The following is an 18177-nucleotide window of genomic DNA, read 5'->3' as shown; positions in this document are numbered from 1 at the left end:
CATCAGGAGTTTCATAGCAAAGCGCGTACCACACTGAGGGGCTAAAGCGTTTCAGTTCACGTCAAGAGGGAAACTTGCAGCGTTGCGACAGGTTTTTCCCGGATTTACCCGACGCGCCTTCATTTCATGCACGCAAACAAGAGCGCGCGCACACTTTCGGAGCAGTCATGACCCACCCGCTGATTCTCGAACCACAAAAAAACGCTGATGCCTGTGTGATCTGGTTGCACGGCCTGGGGGCCGATCGTTACGACTTCATGCCGGTCGCCGAGGCCTTGCAGGAAGTGCTGCTGACCACCCGCTTCGTCATGCCCCAGGCGCCCACCCGGCCAGTGACCATCAACGGCGGCTATGCAATGCCCAGCTGGTATGACATCAAGGCCATGAGCCCGGCGCGGGCCATTGATGAAGAGCAGCTGCAGGAATCGGCCGAGCAGGTGATCGAACTGATCAAGGCCGAACAGGCAAAAGGCGTGGCCCTGTCGCGCATCATCCTCGCCGGCTTCTCCCAGGGCGGCGCGGTGGTACTGCACACGGCCTATATAAAGTGGCAAGAAGCCCTGGGCGGTGTACTGGCGCTTTCGACCTATGCCCCGACCTTCGCCCAGGAACGCGAACTGAGCGCCTGTCAGCAACGGACCCCGGCCCTGTGCCTGCACGGTGTTTATGATCCCGTGGTGCTGCCGGCGATGGGCCGAACCGCCTTCGAGCACCTCCAGCATTGGGGCGTCAACGCCGAGTGGAAGGAATACCCGATGGAACACGCGGTGCTACCTGAGGAAATCAGCGATATCGGCGAGTGGCTGATCAAACGCCTGCGCTAAATGCAGAGTTCCCTGTAGTTGTCAGTGCAATCCACTACGCCGCGCCCGATTCTTGCATTACACTGCCCGGCGTACATTCCTTAACCAATTGATGAGATGACCGTGCTCAAAGCACTCAAGAAGATGTTCGGCAAGAGCGAGGTTGAGCAACTCGCCACCGAAACCGCTGCCCCCGTGATGCAGCCGCCCGCAGCACTCCAGGCCCCTGCCCCGTCGGCTCCGCTCAAGACCGAGGCCGCAGCCCCTGCACCGGCCCCGGCCCGCGCCGAGAAACCGGCCGAGGCCAAGCCGCGCCGTGAGCGCAAGCCAAAACCCGCAGCCTCCACCTGGAAGCTGGAAGACTTCGCCGTCGAGCCGCAGGAAGGCAAGACCCGTTTCCATGACTTCAAGCTCTCGCCCGAGCTGATGCATGCGATCCACGACCTCGGCTTCCCTTACTGCACGCCGATCCAGGCCCAGGTCCTGGGCTACACCCTGCGCGGCAAAGACGCCATCGGCCGGGCCCAGACCGGTACCGGCAAGACCGCGGCCTTCCTGATCTCGATCATCACCCAGCTGCAGCAGACCCCGCCGCCGAAAGAGCGCTACATGGGCGAACCACGGGCACTGATCATCGCCCCGACCCGCGAGCTGGTGGTACAGATCGCCAAGGACGCCGCGGCGCTGACCAAATACACCGGCCTCAACGTCATGACCTTCGTCGGCGGCATGGACTTCGACAAGCAGCTCAAGGCCCTCGAAGCCCGCCACTGCGACATCCTGGTGGCCACCCCGGGCCGCTTGCTGGACTTCAACCAGCGCGGCGAAGCACACCTGGACATGGTCGAGGTGCTGGTACTGGACGAGGCCGACCGCATGCTCGACATGGGCTTCATCCCCCAGGTGCGGCAGATCATCCGCCAGACCCCACCCAAGAGCGAACGCCAGACCCTGCTGTTCTCGGCAACCTTCACCGAAGACGTGATGAACCTGGCCAAGCAGTGGACCACCGACCCTGCCATCGTCGAGATCGAGCCGGAGAACGTTGCCAGCGAAACCGTCGAGCAGCACGTCTATGCCGTGGCCGGCAGCGACAAGTACAAGCTGCTGTACAACCTGGTGACCGAGAACAAGTGGGAACGGGTGATGGTCTTTGCCAACCGCAAGGACGAAGTACGGCGCATCGAAGAACGCCTGGTGCGCGACGGTGTCAACGCCGCCCAGCTGTCGGGCGACGTACCGCAGCACAAGCGCATCAAGACCCTCGAGAGCTTCCGCGAAGGGCGCATCACCGTGCTGGTGGCCACCGACGTGGCTGGCCGCGGGATCCACATCGACGGTATCAGCCATGTGATCAACTTCACCCTGCCGGAAGACCCGGACGACTACGTGCACCGCATCGGCCGTACCGGTCGTGCCGGCACCAGCGGCGTGTCGATCAGCTTTGCCGGTGAAGATGACTCCTACCAGCTGCCGGCCATCGAGGAGCTGCTGGGACGCAAGATCAGCTGCGAGATGCCGCCGACCGAGCTGCTCAAGCCGGTACCGCGCAAGCATCACTGATTGCGTTGAGCCTATCGCGGGGCACGCCCGCTCCTACCCCATCCGGTAGGAGCGGGCGTGCCCCGCGATGCTTTTTACACCGCCCTATATTGCCCAAATAAACTAAAAGTCCATAATAGACAAAATAGTTCATTTGGAGCTTCGCATGTCTGCGCCTCTCGTCATCGATCAACAGCACGCTCGCCAACTGCTCGCCCAGGTGGATGTCCCGCAGATCCTGCGCAACCTGTTCCGTGACCTGGCGGCCGGGCAGGCAGTGCAACCGCCCCAGCAACTGGTGGAGTTCCCGGCCGGCAAGGGCGACTTCATCAACTACGGCGGCGTACTGGCCGAAGAGCGCGTGTACGGCGTCAAGACCTCGCCCTACATCGTCCGCGAACAGGGTCCGCTGGTCACCGCCTGGACCCTGCTGATGTCCATGGACAGCGGCCAACCGCTGATGCTCTGCGATGCCGGCGAATTGACCAGCGCCCGCACCGCCGCCACCACCGCCGTGGCCGTCGATGCCCTGGCCGCAACTGACGCCCGGCGCCTGACCCTGATCGGCAGCGGCCCGATCGCCCGCGCGCACCTGCATTACGCCCGCGGCCTGCGCGAGTGGCAGGACATCCGCCTGTATTCGCCAAGCCTGGGCGAACAGACGGCCGAGCAGCGCCAGGCCCTGACCGATCTCGATCCACGCCTGGTGCTGAGTGAGAGCCTGGAGCAGGCAGTGATGGATGCCGACGTGATCCTGCTGTGCACCTCCTCGGCCAGCCCGGTGCTCGACCCGCGCCAGCTGAGCAAGCCTGCGCTGATCACCTCGATCAGCACCAACGCCGTGCGCGCTCATGAAGTGCCGCCAGCGACCCTGAACGAGATGGACGTCTACTGCGACTACCGGGTAACCACCCCAGGCAGCGCCGGTGAGATGCGCATCGCCGCCGAGCAACATGGCTGGCAAGCCGAAGCGATCGTCGGCGACCTGGCGCAATTGATCAGTGGTACCGCGAAAAAACCGGACTACCAGCGCCATGCCTTCTTCCGCTCCATCGGCCTGGGCCTGGAAGACATCGCCCTGGCCAACGCCCTGTACCGCCTGCAACGCGCCGACTGAGGAAACCTCCATGCAACACGCTGATTTCATCATCATCGGCGCCGGTATTGCCGGTGCCTCCACAGGTTACTGGCTGGCCGGCCACGGGCGTGTGCTGCTGCTTGAGCGCGAGTCGCAGCCGGGTTACCACTCCACCGGCCGCTCGGCCGCGCTGTACACCGCAGCCTATGGCACACCGCAGGTCCGCGCGCTGACCCTGGCCAGCCGTGAGTTTTTCGACCATCCGCCTGCGGGCTTCGCCGAGCACCCGTTGCTCAGCCCTCGCGGGGAAATGACCGTCGACCTCAACGGCGACCCTGAAGAGCTGCAGCGCCAGTACCAGAACGCCAAGGCCTGCGTGCCTGAAGTCGAGCTGCTCAGCGCCGAGCAGGCCTGCGCGCGCCTGCCAGTGTTGCGCCGCGACAAGGTTCATGGCGCCCTGTACGACCCGAGCGCCAGTGACATCGACACCGACGCCCTGCACCAGGGCTACCTGCGTGGTATTCGCCGTCAGCAAGGTGAAGTGCACAGCGACTGCGAAGTGCAGCAACTGAGCCGCGATGCCGACGGCCTCTGGCAGGTGCAGACCAGCCGTGGCACCTTCAGCGCCCCTGTGCTGATCAATGCCGCCGGTGCCTGGGCCGACAAGCTTGGGGAACTGGCCGGTGCCCAGCCGCTGGGCTTGCAGCCAAAGCGTCGCGCGGCGTTCATCTTCGCCGGCCCCGAAGGCATCGACAGCCATGCCTGGCCAATGCTGGTGAGCCTCGATGAGTCGTTCTACATGAAGCCCGACGCCGGCATGCTGCTCGGTTCACCGGCCAATGCCGACCCGGTCGAGCCTCATGACGTGCAGGCCGAAGAGCTGGACATCGCCATGGGCATCTACCAGATCGAAGAAGCCACCACCCTGAGCATTCGTCGCCCGACCCGCACCTGGGCCGGGTTGCGCAGCTTCGTTGCCGACGGCGACCTGGTCGCCGGATTCGATCCGCAGGTTCCCGGCCTGTTCTGGGTCGCCGCGCAAGGTGGCTATGGTATCCAGACCTCGCCGGCCATGGGCCAGGCCAGCGCCGCCCTGGTGCGTGGCGAGGACTTGCCCGAAGCACTCAAGGGCTTTGGCCTGAACGCCGCAATGCTGTCGCCGCGCCGCCTGCAAGGGTGACGCCCGGTCGCGATTGCGGCACACTCCCAGCGCCCTTTTGCCAAGGGCGCTGACACCGCCTGGAGCCTGCCCGAATGCCCACACCCCGCCCCGATCCAGCCCTGCACAACTACCGGGCCATCGCCGACGCCATCGCCACCCTGTTCTTCCCCCACGCCGAAGTGGTGCTGCACGATTTGCGCAGCCAGAAGATCGACTACATCGCCAACAACCTGTCCAAGCGCGAGGTAGGCGACGATGCGGCCCTGGAGGACATGTTCGAGGAAGGTACCGACGAAACCAATATCGGCCCGTACGAAAAGCTCAACTGGGACGGCCAGAAGATCCGCTCGCTGAGCACCGTGCTGCGCGACCCGGCCGGCAAGCCGCTGGCGGTGCTGTGCATCAACCTGAACATTTCCCTGTTCGAGAACGCCAAGGCGGCGCTCGACCTGTTCCTTTCGCCGAGCAAGCTGATCCCGCAGCCCGATGCACTGTTTCGCGATGACTGGCAGGAGCGCATCAACACCTTCCTCAACAGCTGGCTGCGCCAGCGGCAACTGAGCCTCAACCTGCTCAGCCGCGACCACAAGCGCGAGTTGGTGCTGGCCCTGCATGCCGAAGGCGCGTTCAAGGGCAAGAGTGCGGCCAACTATGTGGCCAATGTGCTGGGGATGGGACGGGCGACGGTGTACAAGCACCTGAAGGAACTCAAGGCCTGACTACCTTCAGGCCTTGAGTGAGGCGGCGATCAGTCGCCGTAGATATCGGATTTGAAGTACCTGGCCTGGATCTTCTGGTATTCGCCGCTGGCGCGAATATCGTCGATGGCCTTGTTGAGCCTGCTGACCAGCTCGCCGTTGCCTTTGCGCACGGCAATCCCGGCACCTTCACCGACGTATTTCGGATCTTTCAGCTCAGGGCCGGTAAAGGCATAGTCCGCGCCGCGTGGCATCGACAGGAAGTCTTCCAGCGGGATGGTGTCGGCAAAAATCGCATCGACCCGTCCGGATGCCAGGTCCATGTAGATTTCTTCGTTGTTGCCGTAACGCTGGACCTTGATGCCCTTGGGTTCGAACACTTCGGTGGCGTAGCGATCAGTGGTGGTCGCGCGCTGCACGCCAACCGTCTTGCCCTTGAGGCTCGCGTACTGGTCATCGACCACCGCACCTTTCTTCATCACCAGCCGCGATGAAGTGAAATAGTACTTGTGGGTGAAGTCCACGGATTTCTTGCGTTCTTCGCTGATGGTCATCGACGACAGGGCGGCGTCGATTTTCTTCACTTTCAGCGAAGGGATCAGACCGTCGAACTCGACCTCTTTCCACTCACACTTGACCTGCATCTGGGCGCACAGGGCATTGCCGATGTCGTAGTCGAAACCGACGATCTGGCCCTTGTCATTCTTCGAGGCAAAGGGTGGGTAGGCGGCTTCGATGCCGAGGCGCAGGGTATCCCCAGCGGCGAACAGACTGCTGCTGGCCACCAGGCTCAAGGCCAGACCGCTGATCAGGGTGAACTTGTTCATGACGGGTCTCTCTCGCTCGTTGTTGGAGGTGTGTTGCAAGACAGAGGAATAGGGGCAGGCAAGGGTCGGCCTGGAATTATTTTGTACTTATAATTCCATACTGGACTTTTTGGTATGAAAACTCAACAAGCAAAAGCATTGTGGGAGCTGGCTTGCCAGCGATGAGGCCAGTGCAATCAGCACATCAGGTGTTGCCTGCTTTGCGACCGCTACGCGCTCGATCGCGGGCAAGCCAGCTCCCACAGGGTTACCAGCGCCCGGCAGCCTCTTCATCACTCTGCTTGCCTTCGACCCAGCGCGGGCCGTCCCCGGTCTGTTCCTTCTTCCAGAACGGCGCGCGAGTCTTGAGGTAGTCCATGATGAAGTTGCAGGCGTCGAACGCGGCCTGGCGATGGGCACTGGCAACACCGACAAAAACGATCGGCTCACCCGGTTCAAGGCCGCCGATGCGGTGCAGCACCTCGACCTTGAGCAGTGGCCAGCGCGCCTCGGCTTCAACCACGATCTTGGCCAGGGCCTTTTCGGTCATGCCCGGGTAGTGTTCGAGGAACATCCCCGCCACTTCCTGGCCATCATTGAAGTCGCGCACATAGCCAACAAAGCCGACCACCGCACCAACGCCGACATTCGCCGCGTGCATGGCATTGACTTCGACACCCGGATCAAAGGGTTCGCTCTGGACTCGAACGCTCATGCTCAGCCTCCGGTCACGGGCGGGAAGAACGCCACTTCGTCACCGTCTTCGAGCGGCTCATCCAGCTTGCACAGCTCTTCGTTACGCGCGCACATAAGGTTCTGTTCGCTCAGCACATCATGCTTGCCGCCCTTTGCGACCAGTGCCTTGCGTACGTCATCCAGGGTAGCGAACGAACCCTCGAGCTTCTCGGCATCAACACCCAGAGCTTCCCGATAACGGGCGAAATACATCACCTTAATGCTCATTTCACTTCATCCGCCTGGTAATGGCCGCTCTTGCCGCCCAGTTTCTCCAGCACGCGCACGCCGTCGATGATCATGCCGCGGTCGACCGCCTTGCACATGTCGTAGATGGTCAGGGCCGCGACGCTGGCAGCGGTCAGGGCTTCCATTTCCACGCCGGTCTGCCCGGCCAGCTTGCAGCGGGCGACGATGTAAACGGTGTCGTTGCCTTCAGCGCTGAGCTCGACCTTGACGCTGGTCAGCAGCAATGGGTGGCACAACGGGATCAGGTCGCTGGTTTTCTTTGCCGCCTGGATGCCGGCAATGCGCGCCACGGCAAACACGTCGCCCTTGGGGTGCTCGCCTTCGACGATCATCTGCAGGGTTTGCGGGAGCATGCGCACCCGCGCTTCGGCCACGGCCTCACGCGAAGTCACGGCTTTATCGGTGACGTCGACCATATTGGCGCGACCTTGGGAATCGAGATGAGTGAGCACAGCTTTCCTCCTGTTCAGGAGCAAAGAGTGTAAACCCTGGGGTCAGGTCTTCGAAGCGAAAAATAGCCTGGGCCAGCGTCAAGGCGCTTCATTGGAGCGTACGGCTGAATATAGATCTTGCGTTGAGAGCACTAAAGGTCGCCATACCCAGAATTAACTTCAACGGATCACCCTGCACATGAAATAGAAAACCCTCTAACTTACTGATACTTAAAACACATAAAAACCACGAATAATCTTACAACCTTATAAGATTCTCCTGACCACATCTAATATTGACATTGACCAGAGCAAAATTATCCTCACACATGAGGCCATCAAGCCTCACCAACAACAACGAGGGATTCACATGAAAAAAATCATCATGCAGAGCCATCTTAGTTCACTGTCGAACGACGCCTACCACATCTTGGTCACAAGACTGAATGATAAGCAGGCACTTGTAAGTTAATCTTGATATTGGGCAGGTCATACCTGCCCAATCCGGAGACAATTACATGAATGAATACAACATCAATGAGAATATAATTTTCACCGTCAGCAAAGGTAGATTTGTCGCTTGGAATTTGCAAACAGGACATCAATATGATTTTTTTGATCGCCGGCTCCTAGATAGATCTTACAATTTCTGGCTTTATCAATAACCGCACAGACTTCGAAACCTTCTGCATTCACCATAAAATAACGACACGCGTGATAAATGACACCATGCACGTCAAGCCAGGAGACCTTTGAAGTGCAACAGATCAGCACCAAGAACTACTTCTCTCTGTGTGGAATCCGGTTCTGCAGCTCTATTGTACTATGGCTCGACTTCATACTCATTTTTTCGACGCTAACTTTCATTTTCGATGCCTCGGCACAAACGCTAGCATTAGCAGCTTCCTTGTATGGGATTCCGGCACTTCTCTTTGGCCCTTATCTAGGATCATTGGCAGACCGATTCAACCCCTGCATAATAATCTCGGTCAGTTTCTGTATTCGTTTCATTGCATCTTGCGCTCTGTTTGTAGCCCCTTCCGTCGAGTTGTTTTTGGCATTTACAATGCTAAAAGGCTTATCTAACCTTGGCTCAACAGCGGCCGAAGTCGTTCTCACAAGAAACTTGCTGACCGCACCGCAGATTATCCGTAACACTTCATTAATTATGATAATAGATCAAACCGTAAAAATCGTATCCCCCCTTGCAGCTGGGATTCTCACAGGATTGAGTTTTAAGTCAGCCGGTTTTTTACTTTCCGCTTTTGTGTGTTTGTGCGGTTTACTATTCGTAACTTTACTATCTGCAAGGATCATGAGAAGCGAGGCCACATGTCCTTTAATTCCAAAAACCAGCAACCGACAAATCTATAATTTTTTCAAAAAACAATTGACCGCACGTATTTTTTTAATGTGCATACTTTCCCAGTCAGCCGCCCTGGGCCTATACGACTCCCTATTGAGCTTGCTGTTGAAGGGGAATGGACAAAGTGCAACGTCTTTCGGCGTTATCGTCAGTGCAACTGCACTGGGTGGCATTTTTGCAGGCTTCTTGTTTCCACGCCTTTATCGTAGTGGTTCGCGTATCTGCTCCACAATAGCGTCGATGTGTTTTGGTCTCGCAGTACTCGCAGTCGGATCTCTCAGCTTTTTTCCTGCGTATTTCGAGCTTAATCTCTTGTCGCTACTTTTTCTTCTCGCCGGATTCGCCTATGGCCTGACAACTCAGGGCCTCACAACCACTTTGCAACTCACTTGTCCCCCTAACAAATTGGGTACGACATTTGCGACTGTGCGCACTCTATCCATCGCTCTGTTCATCAGTTTCCCCATACTGGGTGGTTGGCTAGCGGAATTGGCCAACATCGCTAGCGTTCTCTTAGCGGCAGGCATCTCCACCACCTTGATCGCTTGCACGCTACATATTACCCATCGGACGAATCATTCAGAAAGTACCAGCCCACGAGACAGTGCAACCATAGACTGAAACACTGCAAGCCTGCGAAAGCGCAGGCTTGCAGTTAAAGGTTACAGATGCGATTCGGCGTATTCGGCCAGGATCGAGCGCGGCACGCCCTGCAGGGTGATGTGTACGCCGTTGGGGAAGTCCTTGAAGCGCTCGGTCAGGTAGGTCAGGCCCGAGCTGGTGGCGGACAGGTAAGGGGTGTCGATCTGCGCCAGGTTACCCAGGCAGATCACCTTGGAACCGGTACCGGCACGGGTGATGATGGTTTTCATCTGGTGCGGGGTTAGGTTCTGGCATTCGTCGATCAGGATCAGGCTTTGCTGGAAGCTGCGACCGCGAATGTAGTTCAGCGACTTGAACTGCAGCGGCACCCGCTCAAGGATGTACTCGACACTGCCATGGGTGTTTTCATCATCCATGTGCAGGGCTTCGAGGTTGTCGGTGATTGCCCCGAGCCAGGGCTCCATTTTTTCTGCTTCAGTGCCCGGCAGGAAACCGATCTCCTGGTCCAGCCCCTGCACGCTGCGGGTGGCGATGATGCGCCGGTAGCGCTTGCTGACCATGGTCTGCTCGATGGCGGCAGCCAGGGCCAGGATGGTCTTGCCGGAGCCGGCAGCGCCGGTCAGGTTGACCAGGTGGATATCCGGGTCGAGCAAGGCGAACAGCGCCAGGCTCTGGTGAATGTCGCGAGGCTTGAGGCCCCAGGCTTCCTGGTGCAGCAGCGGCTCCTGGTGCAGGTCGAGCAGCACCAGCTCGCCATCCTTGATGCCTTTGATCCAGCCAACGAAGCCCTGTTCGTCGATGATGAACTCGTTGATGTGCACGGCCGGCAGGTTGTCGATCATCTGTACCCGGTGCCAGGTGCGGCCATGATCCTGACGGGTCTCGACCTTGCTGACGCGGTCCCAGAATGACCCGGTGACACTGTGATACCCCTTGGACAGCAAGGAAACGTCGTCGACCAGTTGGTCGGTGCTGTAGTCCTCGGCCGCGATCCCGCAGGCGCGGGCCTTGAGGCGCATGTTGATGTCTTTGGTCACCAGCACCACGTCCAGTTCCTGGCGCCGGCTGCGCAGCTCCAGCAACTGGTTGATGATGATGTTGTCGTTGAGGTTTTCCGGCAGCAGGCGGTTGGGCTCGTTGCGCGGGCTCATGAGAATCGACAGGAAGCCTTTGGGGCCGCTCTTGCCACGCTGGATCGGCACGCCCTGCTCGACATCGGTCGGCGAGGCATCACCCAGGGTCTGGTCGATCAGACGGATCGCCTGGCGACATTCGGCGGCAATCGTCTGTTTGCCAGTCTTGAGTTTGTCGAGCTCCTCCAGCACCGTCATCGGGATGGCGACGTGGTGCTCCTCGAAGTTGAGCAAGGCGTTTGGATCGTGAATCAGTACATTGGTATCGAGCACATAAAGGATTGGCTGGTTGGAGGAATTGGTGCGTCCTTGATCATCCATACTCGGTCACCTTTGTGGAAGCCAGACGACGCAATACCTGTGCGGTGCTGCGCCGCGAAGTGGCCGCCGGTTCTCCCCAGGCCCGCGTCGTTACGGGTAGGGAGCTGCGAACAAAGAATGGGCCGTAGGACGCCACCTGTGCTGCAGGGTTCGGCGGTCTGTCTTCGTAATACCGCAAAACCCATGACCGAAAAAAGCATTTTTACGTATTTTTGAAGTTTATTTTTCGATCGGCCAATTAGCCCTTGGCGCAGGGGCAAAGCACCGCTACAGTCATAAATCCAGTCATGTGAAATGCGTGCGGCGCTTTATTCCCTGCCGTCCAGAATCCCGGTCAATTTCACGACTTTTCGCCGAAATTCCTGCAATCTTCCCAACCAATTCCACTTTGCGCCGTTTGCTTGAGCAACCAGGCAACCACCTCCTGCGCCTTGGGTTGGGCATCGTGAAACTGGATCAGTCCCTTGCGCCACAGCAGCATCAAAGTCAGTACCCGCTGGGCCGACTGCTCACTGCTCAATGGCCCTTGATCCTGGGCGTCGATATCCCACAACACCACCTGCAGATGCTGACTGGCGAAGAACGCCTGGCTGTCGGCGCGGCGCTGGCCGTAAGGCGGTCTGAACAAGGGCACATACTGCTCTGGCAAGTCGCCCTGCACCCGCGCCTGGCTGCGCAGCACCGAATCCTGCCAGCCCTGCCACTGCCCATGGGAGCGGTACTGCCAGCCTTGCAGGCCGACGCACTGGCCTTTGTAGAGTGCGCGAAGCTCAGCCAGCGACGTCTTGTCGCGGCGGTTCTGCAGGTTGTTGCCAAGCACGAAAAAGGTAGCGCCAAGCCTTTGCCGGCGCAGGAACTCGGTCAGGCCGTCGGTGCTGCCGCCCGCCAGCGACGGGCCGCCATCGAAGGTCAGCAGGAACAGCCGGTCATTGAGTTCGTCACCATTACGTTCAAGGTCGGAAAAGCGTTCGATCTCGCTGGCAGTCTGGGGGAACAGCGCGGCCTTGCGTAGCAGCTCATTCAGGTAGTGCTCATGAAAAGCCCGGCCCGGCTCGACCCAACCGGCGTAGAACGAATCGGCGGCGACTTCAAAGGACGCGGTCTGCTTGCGAAAATCAGCCAGGTCGTCGATGGCATAACAGAACGAGGCATCCTGCTCGCAGCTCTTCTGGGCCAGGTCGTAGTTACGCCACAAGCGCTGCCACAGGCGCTGGCGCACGCTGTTGATCGACAGCAGGTTGACCTGACGCAGGTTCAGCCGCGCCGCCAGGGCGCCCTGGTCGAGCTTTTCACTTTCGCCCAGCACCCGGGCAAAACCGAGGATCTCGGCACGCGAGGCGACATCGAACAGCGCCGGGCTGTCGAGCTGCTCCGGCCAGTGGCTGCGGTCGAAGGTGGCGACCGGGGCTGGTGCGGCCTGGGCCGTGAGGCTGAACAGGCCAGCCAGTAAGAGAAGGGCAATGCGCACGATCGGGCTCTCCGTTTTCCTCGCCGCGCACTATAGCGCCAAGTGGCGGGATGGTCTGTGGCTATTGCCTTGATAGCTGGAGATCGCCGCCCCCGCCCCGTAGAATCGGCGCCACGAATAAAGGAGCCGACCTGATGCTGACGGTGATTTCCCCCGCCAAGACCCTCGACTACGACACCCCGCCGGTGACCCAGCGCTACACCCAGCCGCAGTACCTGGACGATTCCCAGGAGCTGATCGTACAGCTGCGTGAATTGTCGCCGGCACAGATCAGCGAGCTGATGCACCTCTCCGACAAGCTTTCTGGGCTCAACGCCGCGCGTTTCGGCAGCTGGACCCCGGCCTTCACCCCGGACAACGCCAAGCAGGCACTGCTGGCGTTCAAGGGTGACGTGTACACCGGCCTGGATGCCCAGACCCTCAGCGAAGACGACTTCAGCTATGCCCAGGACCACCTGCGCATGCTCTCCGGCCTGTACGGCCTGCTGCGCCCGCTGGACCTGATGCAGCCCTACCGCCTGGAAATGGGCACCAAGCTGGCCAACGCCCGTGGCAAGGACCTGTATGCCTTCTGGGGCACGCGCATCAGCGAGTGGCTGAACCAGGCCCTGGCCGAGCAAGGCGACGACCTGCTGCTGAACCTGGCCAGCAACGAGTACTTCAGCGCGGTCAAGCGCAGCGCCCTCAAGGCGCGGGTGATCAACACCGAGTTCCGCGACTTCAAGAACGGCCAGTACAAGATCATCAGCTTCTACGCCAAAAAGGCCCGCGGCATGATGAGCCGCTTCGTGATCCAGGAGCGCATCAACGACCCCGAGCAGCTCAAGCAGTTCGCTGTGCAGGGCTACTACTACAGTGCCGAGCTGTCGAAGGCCGATAACCTGGTGTTCCTGCGCGATCACGCGGACGAGTAAACACCAATCGCGGGGCAAGCCCGCTCCCACAGGTCCAGTGGACACAGGTTTTTTGTGGGAGCTGGCTTGCCAGCGATGACGCCCGAATAATCGACGCAATCCTGACGTCAAAAAACCACCCTTCTAGCTTTATCGCAAAACGCCATAAGACCGTTCGTAATTTTTTGACGAATTTCGAAAAATAATTTCCGGTACTGGCACAAAAACATCCCCCCTCGAGTTCGTCCTTTATAAACAGGGACGAAACTGCCAAGTGCTATCAAAGTGAAAGTATGGCCATCAGCTAAAATATTAAAAAATCTTTCACCACCGCTGAACTCACCCCGGAACTTATCCCTTCAGCCGTCGCTCATACCACCCGTAACGATTCTCGAGCGTTATGTGAGAGATGACCTACATCATTGACTGGAGCGCACAGCCATTGTGCATCCAGACAACTTTGACTTGAGTGTCGGTCGCCCGACCTACAGTTGAACCCAGGAGAAACGCGCCCCTACAAATCGTCCTTGTGGTTGATTTCAAAGGATTTTATTCACTTGAAAGAACAAGCACTGCAGTTCCGGGTAACCGATCTGCAATAAAGACGGCTGCATAACAGGGCACGTCCATAATTATTGGCCTTTGGCTGCCAACTTTAAGTGCAGACACTTTTGCACTTGATACTTATATGCCTGCACACGGTGAAGTGACATCTTTTTGCCACGCCGCCGTGTGCCCGATAACTGCTGGTTAATCAACCCGGTCTGGCTCTTCTAATTGAGCCGGCGTGATAAACACATGAGGTGAATGCGATGCGTATCAGCATCTTTGGTTTGGGTTATGTGGGTGCAGTCTGTGCTGGCTGCCTGTCGGCACGTGGCCATGAAGTGATTGGCGTCGATGTATCCACCACCAAGATCGACCTGATCAACCAAGGCAAATCGCCAATTGTCGAACCGGGCCTCGAGGCCCTGCTGCAACAGGGTATCGACAACGGCCGCCTGCGTGGCACCACCGATTTTGCTGCCGCCATCCGCGACAGCGACCTGTCGATGATCTGTGTCGGCACGCCGAGCAAGAAGAACGGCGACCTGGGCCTGGAATACATCGAGTCGGTGTGCCGCGAAATCGGTTTCGTGCTGCGGGAAAAATCCAGCCGCCACACCATCGTGGTGCGCAGCACCGTGCTACCGGGCACGGTGAAGAACGTGGTCATCCCGATCCTCGAAGACTGCTCGGGGAAAAAGGCCGGCGTCGACTTCGGCGTGGCGGTCAACCCGGAATTCCTGCGCGAAAGCACCGCGATCAAGGACTACGACCAACCGCCCATGACCGTCATCGGCGAGCTGGACAAGACCAGTGGCGACCTTCTGCAATCGCTGTACGAAGAACTCGACGCACCGATCATCCGCAAGGACATCGAAGTGGCCGAGATGATCAAGTACACCTGCAACGTCTGGCACGCCACCAAGGTCACCTTCGCCAACGAGATCGGCAACATCGCCAAGGCAGTCGGCGTCGATGGCCGCGAGGTGATGGACGTGGTCTGCCAGGACAAGGCCCTGAACCTGTCGCAGTACTACATGCGCCCGGGCTTTGCCTTCGGCGGCTCGTGCCTGCCCAAGGACGTGCGCGCCCTGACCTACCGCGCCGGCAGCCTGGACGTCAAAGCACCGCTGCTCAACTCGCTGATGACCAGCAACGAATCGCAGGTGCAGAACGCCTTCGACATCATCGAGAGCCACGACAAGCGCAAGATCGCCCTGCTCGGCCTGAGCTTCAAGGCCGGCACCGACGACCTGCGTGAAAGCCCGCTGGTGGAACTGGCCGAACGCCTGATCGGCAAGGGCTACGACCTGAACATCTACGACAGCAACGTCGAGTATGCGCGGGTCAACGGCGCCAACAAGGACTACATCGAGTCGAAGATCCCCCACGTGTCGTCGCTGCTCAATGCCGACTTCGACCAGGTGATCAAGCATGCCGACGTGATCGTCCTGGGCAACCGCGACGAGAAATTCCGTGCCCTGGCCCAACAGGCTCCGGAAGGCAAACAGGTCATCGACCTAGTCGGTTTCATGAACAAACCATCCTGCCCGGCCAGCCGTACCGAAGGTATCTGCTGGTAACCCGCAGGCTGGGCGGGGCCTTCCGGCCCCGCCCAGCATCAACGCCCTTTCCATTCGATACGGATGCAGAACATGCAAAGGCTCAAGCACGGCCTGCTACAGGTCGCCGGTTGGCTGTTCTACGTGAGCTTGCTCATGTTGATCGCCCTGGCCTTGCCCAACTCCATTTTCGACCCCGACTCGAAGGACTTCATTTTCCTGGTCGGCGCCGTCGGCATCTGGCGCTATTCCATGGGTGCCACGCACTTTGTGCGCGGCATGCTGTTCCTCTACGTGGTCTACCCCTACCTGCGGCGCAAGGTGCGCAAGCTCGGTAGCGCGGCCGACCCGTCCCACGTGTACCTGATGGTCACCAGTTTTCGCATCGATGCCCTGACTACCGCCCAGGTCTACAGCTCGGTGATCCGCGAGGCAATCGACTGCGGCTACCCGACCACTGTGGTCTGTTCGCTGGTGGAAATGTCCGACGAACTGCTGGTGAAAAGCCTGTGGGAAAAATACAACCCGCCGGAGCGCGTGACCCTCGACTTCGTGCGCATTGCCGGTACCGGCAAGCGCGACGGCCTGGCCTATGGCTTTCGTGCCATCTCCCGCCACCTGCCGGATGAAAATGCCGTGGTCGCGGTGATCGACGGTGACACCGTGCTCGGCGAAGGCGTGGTACGCAAGACCGTGCCCTGGTTCAAGCTGTTCGGCAATGTCGGCGGCCTGACCACCAATGAATTCTGTGAAGTGCGTGGCGGCTACATCATGAGCGAGTGGCACAAGCTGCGCTTCGCCCAGCGCCACATCAACATGTGCTCGATGGCCCTGTCCAAGCGCGTGCTGACCATGACCGGGCGCATGTCGGTGTTCCGCGCCGCGGTGGTGACCAACCCGGAGTTCATCGCCGACGTCGAGAACGACTCGCTGCAGCACTGGCGCCTGGGCCGCTTCAAGTTCCTCACCGGCGACGACAAGTCGAGCTGGTTCAGCCTCATGCGCCTGGGCTACGACACCTTCTACGTGCCGGACGCGGCGATCAACACGGTCGAGCACCCGCCGGAAAAGAGCTTCATCAAGGCCAGCCGCAAACTGATGTACCGCTGGTACGGCAACAACCTGCGGCAGAACTCCCGGGCCCTGGGCCTGGGTATCCGCCGCCTGGGCCTGTTCACCAGCGTGGTGCTGTTCGACCAGCGCGTGTCGATGTGGACCAGCCTGCTGGGCCTGACCGTCGCGGTGATCGCCAGCCTCAAGTTCGGCCCGGCGTTCCTGCTGGTGTACCTGCTGTGGATCGGCATCACCCGGTTGATCCTGACGATCATGCTGCTGTGCTCGGGCCACAACATCGGCCCGGCCTACCCGCTGATTCTTTATTACAACCAGATCGTCGGCGCGATCATGAAGATCTACGTGTTCTTCCGCCTCGACAAGCAGTCCTGGACCCGCCAGCCCACTGCCCTCAAACGCGACCTCGCCAGCTTTCAACAATGGTTCAACACCTGGTCCTCCCGGACCATGACCTTCTCGGCGGCCAGCATCTTCATTGCTGTGCTGTTCATGGTCGTGTGAGCCGGAACCCGATTGGATTAAACAGGAACAAATCGCCATGAATACCGCCGTGAACGTCAATGTCGTGCATGAGTCCGAAGCACAGCGCCAGCACGCCCGGGTGCGCATCCCGGCCAAGCTGCGCTACCTGTGTCAGAACCGCGAAACCCTGGAAGTGAAGGTCGATGACCTCTCGGCCGGCGGCCTGAGCTTCCATGCCAAGCACCCGTTGAAAGTCGGCGAAGTGCTGCGCGGGCGCCTGCAGTTCACCGTCGACAAACTCGGCCTGGCCATGGACATCGAGTTCCAGGTGCGCTCTTTCGACCCCTCCAGCGGCCGCACCGGCGTGCAGTTCCAGAACCTTGAACCACGCGACATCGCCACTCTGCGCCACATCATCACCTCGCACCTGTCGGGTGAGCTGATCACCATGGGCGATGTACTCAGCACCCTGCAGCGCGACAACTTCACCAAGGCGCGCAAACAAAAAGACGCCAACGGCGGCATGAGCGCTTTTGGCCGCCTGCGGGCAGTGACCTTCAGCCTCGGCGTGTTCGTGGTCGGCGTGGCGGCGTTCGGTTTCATCGCCAAGTCGGTGTATGGCCTGTACTTCGTCAGCCATGCCCAGGCCGGGGTGGTCAGCGTGCCGACCAGCAACGTCACCATGCCGCGCGACGGCACCGTGCAGGGCCTGGTGGAAAACGGCGGCCAGGTGGTCAAGGGCGCGCCATTGGCCTCGTTCAGCACCAGCATGCTGGACATGCTCAAGGGCCACCTGGATGACCAGCAGCTGGAGCCGGCCAAGGTCGAGGAGCTGTTCGGCAAACAGATGAGCGGCACCCTGACCAGCCCCTGCGATTGCGTGGTCGCCCGCCAGCTGGTGGATAACGGCCAGTACGCCAGCAAGGGCCAGGTGATCTTCCAGCTGGTCCCGCGCACCACCATCCCCACCGTTGAAGCACGCTTCAGCTATCGCCAGTTCGATGACGTCCAACCGGGCTCGCGCGTGCACTTCACCGTCGCCGGCGAAGACCAGACCCGCACCGGGCAGATCGTCAACAGCACCAGCCTGAACAGCGAAGACCTGTCGTCGGACATCCGCGTGCAGATCAAGCCGGATGAGTCGCTGCCCAGCGAACTGGCCGGCCGCCCGGTAGCGGTGGACAGCAACCGTGGCCCGTCGCTGGATTGGCTGATCGATAAAGCCATGGCCCGTGGGCTCTAAGG

The 18177-nt window shown here is 59.8% G+C and carries 16 protein-coding genes; 10 read left to right on the top strand and 6 right to left on the bottom strand.

The window, feature by feature from the left end; translation table 11 throughout:
• The first annotated feature begins 167 nt into the window (after positions 1–167).
• From CCOS864_RS05515 to CCOS864_RS05495, 5 genes are all read left to right on the top strand, one after another.
• Positions 168–824: an alpha/beta hydrolase gene (locus CCOS864_RS05515; protein ID WP_115085402.1), complete on the top strand. Its 657-nt coding sequence runs from the start codon at positions 168–170 to the stop codon at positions 822–824.
• 102 nt (positions 825–926) lie between these two features.
• Positions 927–2366 (top strand): ATP-dependent RNA helicase RhlB, encoded by a 1440-nt coding sequence (gene rhlB / locus CCOS864_RS05510; protein ID WP_415842520.1) that lies wholly within the window; start codon positions 927–929, stop codon positions 2364–2366.
• 145 nt (positions 2367–2511) lie between these two features.
• Positions 2512–3462 carry an ornithine cyclodeaminase family protein gene (locus CCOS864_RS05505; protein WP_115085400.1) on the top strand — a complete coding sequence of 317 codons (951 nt, stop codon included), beginning with the start codon at positions 2512–2514 and terminating at the stop codon, positions 3460–3462.
• 10 nt (positions 3463–3472) lie between these two features.
• Positions 3473–4603 (top strand): NAD(P)/FAD-dependent oxidoreductase, encoded by a 1131-nt coding sequence (locus CCOS864_RS05500; protein ID WP_115085399.1) that lies wholly within the window; start codon positions 3473–3475, stop codon positions 4601–4603.
• Between the two features lie 74 nt (positions 4604–4677).
• Positions 4678–5304 carry a helix-turn-helix transcriptional regulator gene (locus tag CCOS864_RS05495; protein ID WP_038998828.1) on the top strand — a complete coding sequence of 209 codons (627 nt, stop codon included), beginning with the start codon at positions 4678–4680 and terminating at the stop codon, positions 5302–5304.
• A gap of 29 nt (positions 5305–5333) precedes the next feature.
• On the opposite strand, the gene CCOS864_RS05490 is transcribed toward CCOS864_RS05495, so the two are convergent.
• From CCOS864_RS05490 to moaC, 4 genes are all read right to left on the bottom strand, one after another.
• Positions 5334–6110, bottom strand: coding sequence for an ABC transporter substrate-binding protein (locus CCOS864_RS05490; protein WP_115085398.1), 777 nt, complete (start codon positions 6108–6110; stop codon positions 5334–5336).
• A 247-nt stretch (positions 6111–6357) separates the two neighbouring features.
• Complete coding sequence (moaE, locus tag CCOS864_RS05485) at positions 6358–6804, bottom strand: molybdopterin synthase catalytic subunit MoaE (RefSeq protein ID WP_115085397.1); 447 nt, start codon at positions 6802–6804, stop codon at positions 6358–6360.
• A gap of 2 nt (positions 6805–6806) precedes the next feature.
• Positions 6807–7052: a molybdopterin converting factor subunit 1 gene (moaD, locus tag CCOS864_RS05480; RefSeq protein ID WP_038998825.1), complete on the bottom strand. Its 246-nt coding sequence runs from the start codon at positions 7050–7052 to the stop codon at positions 6807–6809.
• Positions 7049–7525, bottom strand: a complete 477-nt coding sequence (moaC, locus tag CCOS864_RS05475; RefSeq protein WP_010220726.1) for a cyclic pyranopterin monophosphate synthase MoaC — start codon at positions 7523–7525, stop codon at positions 7049–7051. The genes moaD and moaC overlap by 4 nt, the downstream gene beginning before the upstream one ends.
• Positions 7526–8261: 736 nt before the next feature.
• Between moaC and CCOS864_RS05470 the strand changes: the two genes are divergently transcribed.
• The gene (locus tag CCOS864_RS05470; RefSeq protein WP_167458861.1) at positions 8262–9491 is read left to right on the top strand and encodes an MFS transporter; all 1230 of its coding nucleotides are present in this window, start codon (positions 8262–8264) and stop codon (positions 9489–9491) included.
• 41 nt (positions 9492–9532) lie between these two features.
• Here the strand turns inward: CCOS864_RS05470 and CCOS864_RS05465 are convergent, their stop codons facing one another.
• Positions 9533–10927, bottom strand: coding sequence for a PhoH family protein (locus CCOS864_RS05465; protein ID WP_038998824.1), 1395 nt, complete (start codon positions 10925–10927; stop codon positions 9533–9535).
• Positions 10928–11267: 340 nt separating this feature from the next.
• The gene (locus tag CCOS864_RS05460; protein ID WP_115085395.1) at positions 11268–12395 is read right to left on the bottom strand and encodes a polysaccharide deacetylase family protein; all 1128 of its coding nucleotides are present in this window, start codon (positions 12393–12395) and stop codon (positions 11268–11270) included.
• A 134-nt stretch (positions 12396–12529) separates the two neighbouring features.
• Here CCOS864_RS05460 and yaaA point away from each other — a divergent pair, with 134 nt between their 5' ends.
• From yaaA to CCOS864_RS05440, 4 genes are all read left to right on the top strand, one after another.
• The gene (gene yaaA / locus CCOS864_RS05455; RefSeq protein WP_115085394.1) at positions 12530–13309 is read left to right on the top strand and encodes a peroxide stress protein YaaA; all 780 of its coding nucleotides are present in this window, start codon (positions 12530–12532) and stop codon (positions 13307–13309) included.
• 791 nt (positions 13310–14100) lie between these two features.
• Complete coding sequence (locus CCOS864_RS05450) at positions 14101–15417, top strand: nucleotide sugar dehydrogenase (protein WP_010220716.1); 1317 nt, start codon at positions 14101–14103, stop codon at positions 15415–15417.
• A gap of 63 nt (positions 15418–15480) precedes the next feature.
• Positions 15481–16971, top strand: a complete 1491-nt coding sequence (gene alg8 / locus CCOS864_RS05445) for a mannuronan synthase (RefSeq protein ID WP_026001177.1) — start codon at positions 15481–15483, stop codon at positions 16969–16971.
• Between the two features lie 37 nt (positions 16972–17008).
• The gene (locus CCOS864_RS05440; RefSeq protein WP_115085393.1) at positions 17009–18175 is read left to right on the top strand and encodes an alginate biosynthesis protein Alg44; all 1167 of its coding nucleotides are present in this window, start codon (positions 17009–17011) and stop codon (positions 18173–18175) included.
• The last annotated feature ends 2 nt before the right edge of the window (positions 18176–18177 follow it).

The organism is Pseudomonas wadenswilerensis (genome assembly GCF_900497695.1).
GTDB lineage: Bacteria > Pseudomonadota > Gammaproteobacteria > Pseudomonadales > Pseudomonadaceae > Aquipseudomonas > Aquipseudomonas wadenswilerensis.
The sequence above is the reverse complement of the archived record's forward strand: the minus strand, read 5'-3'. Positions and strand labels throughout refer to the sequence as shown.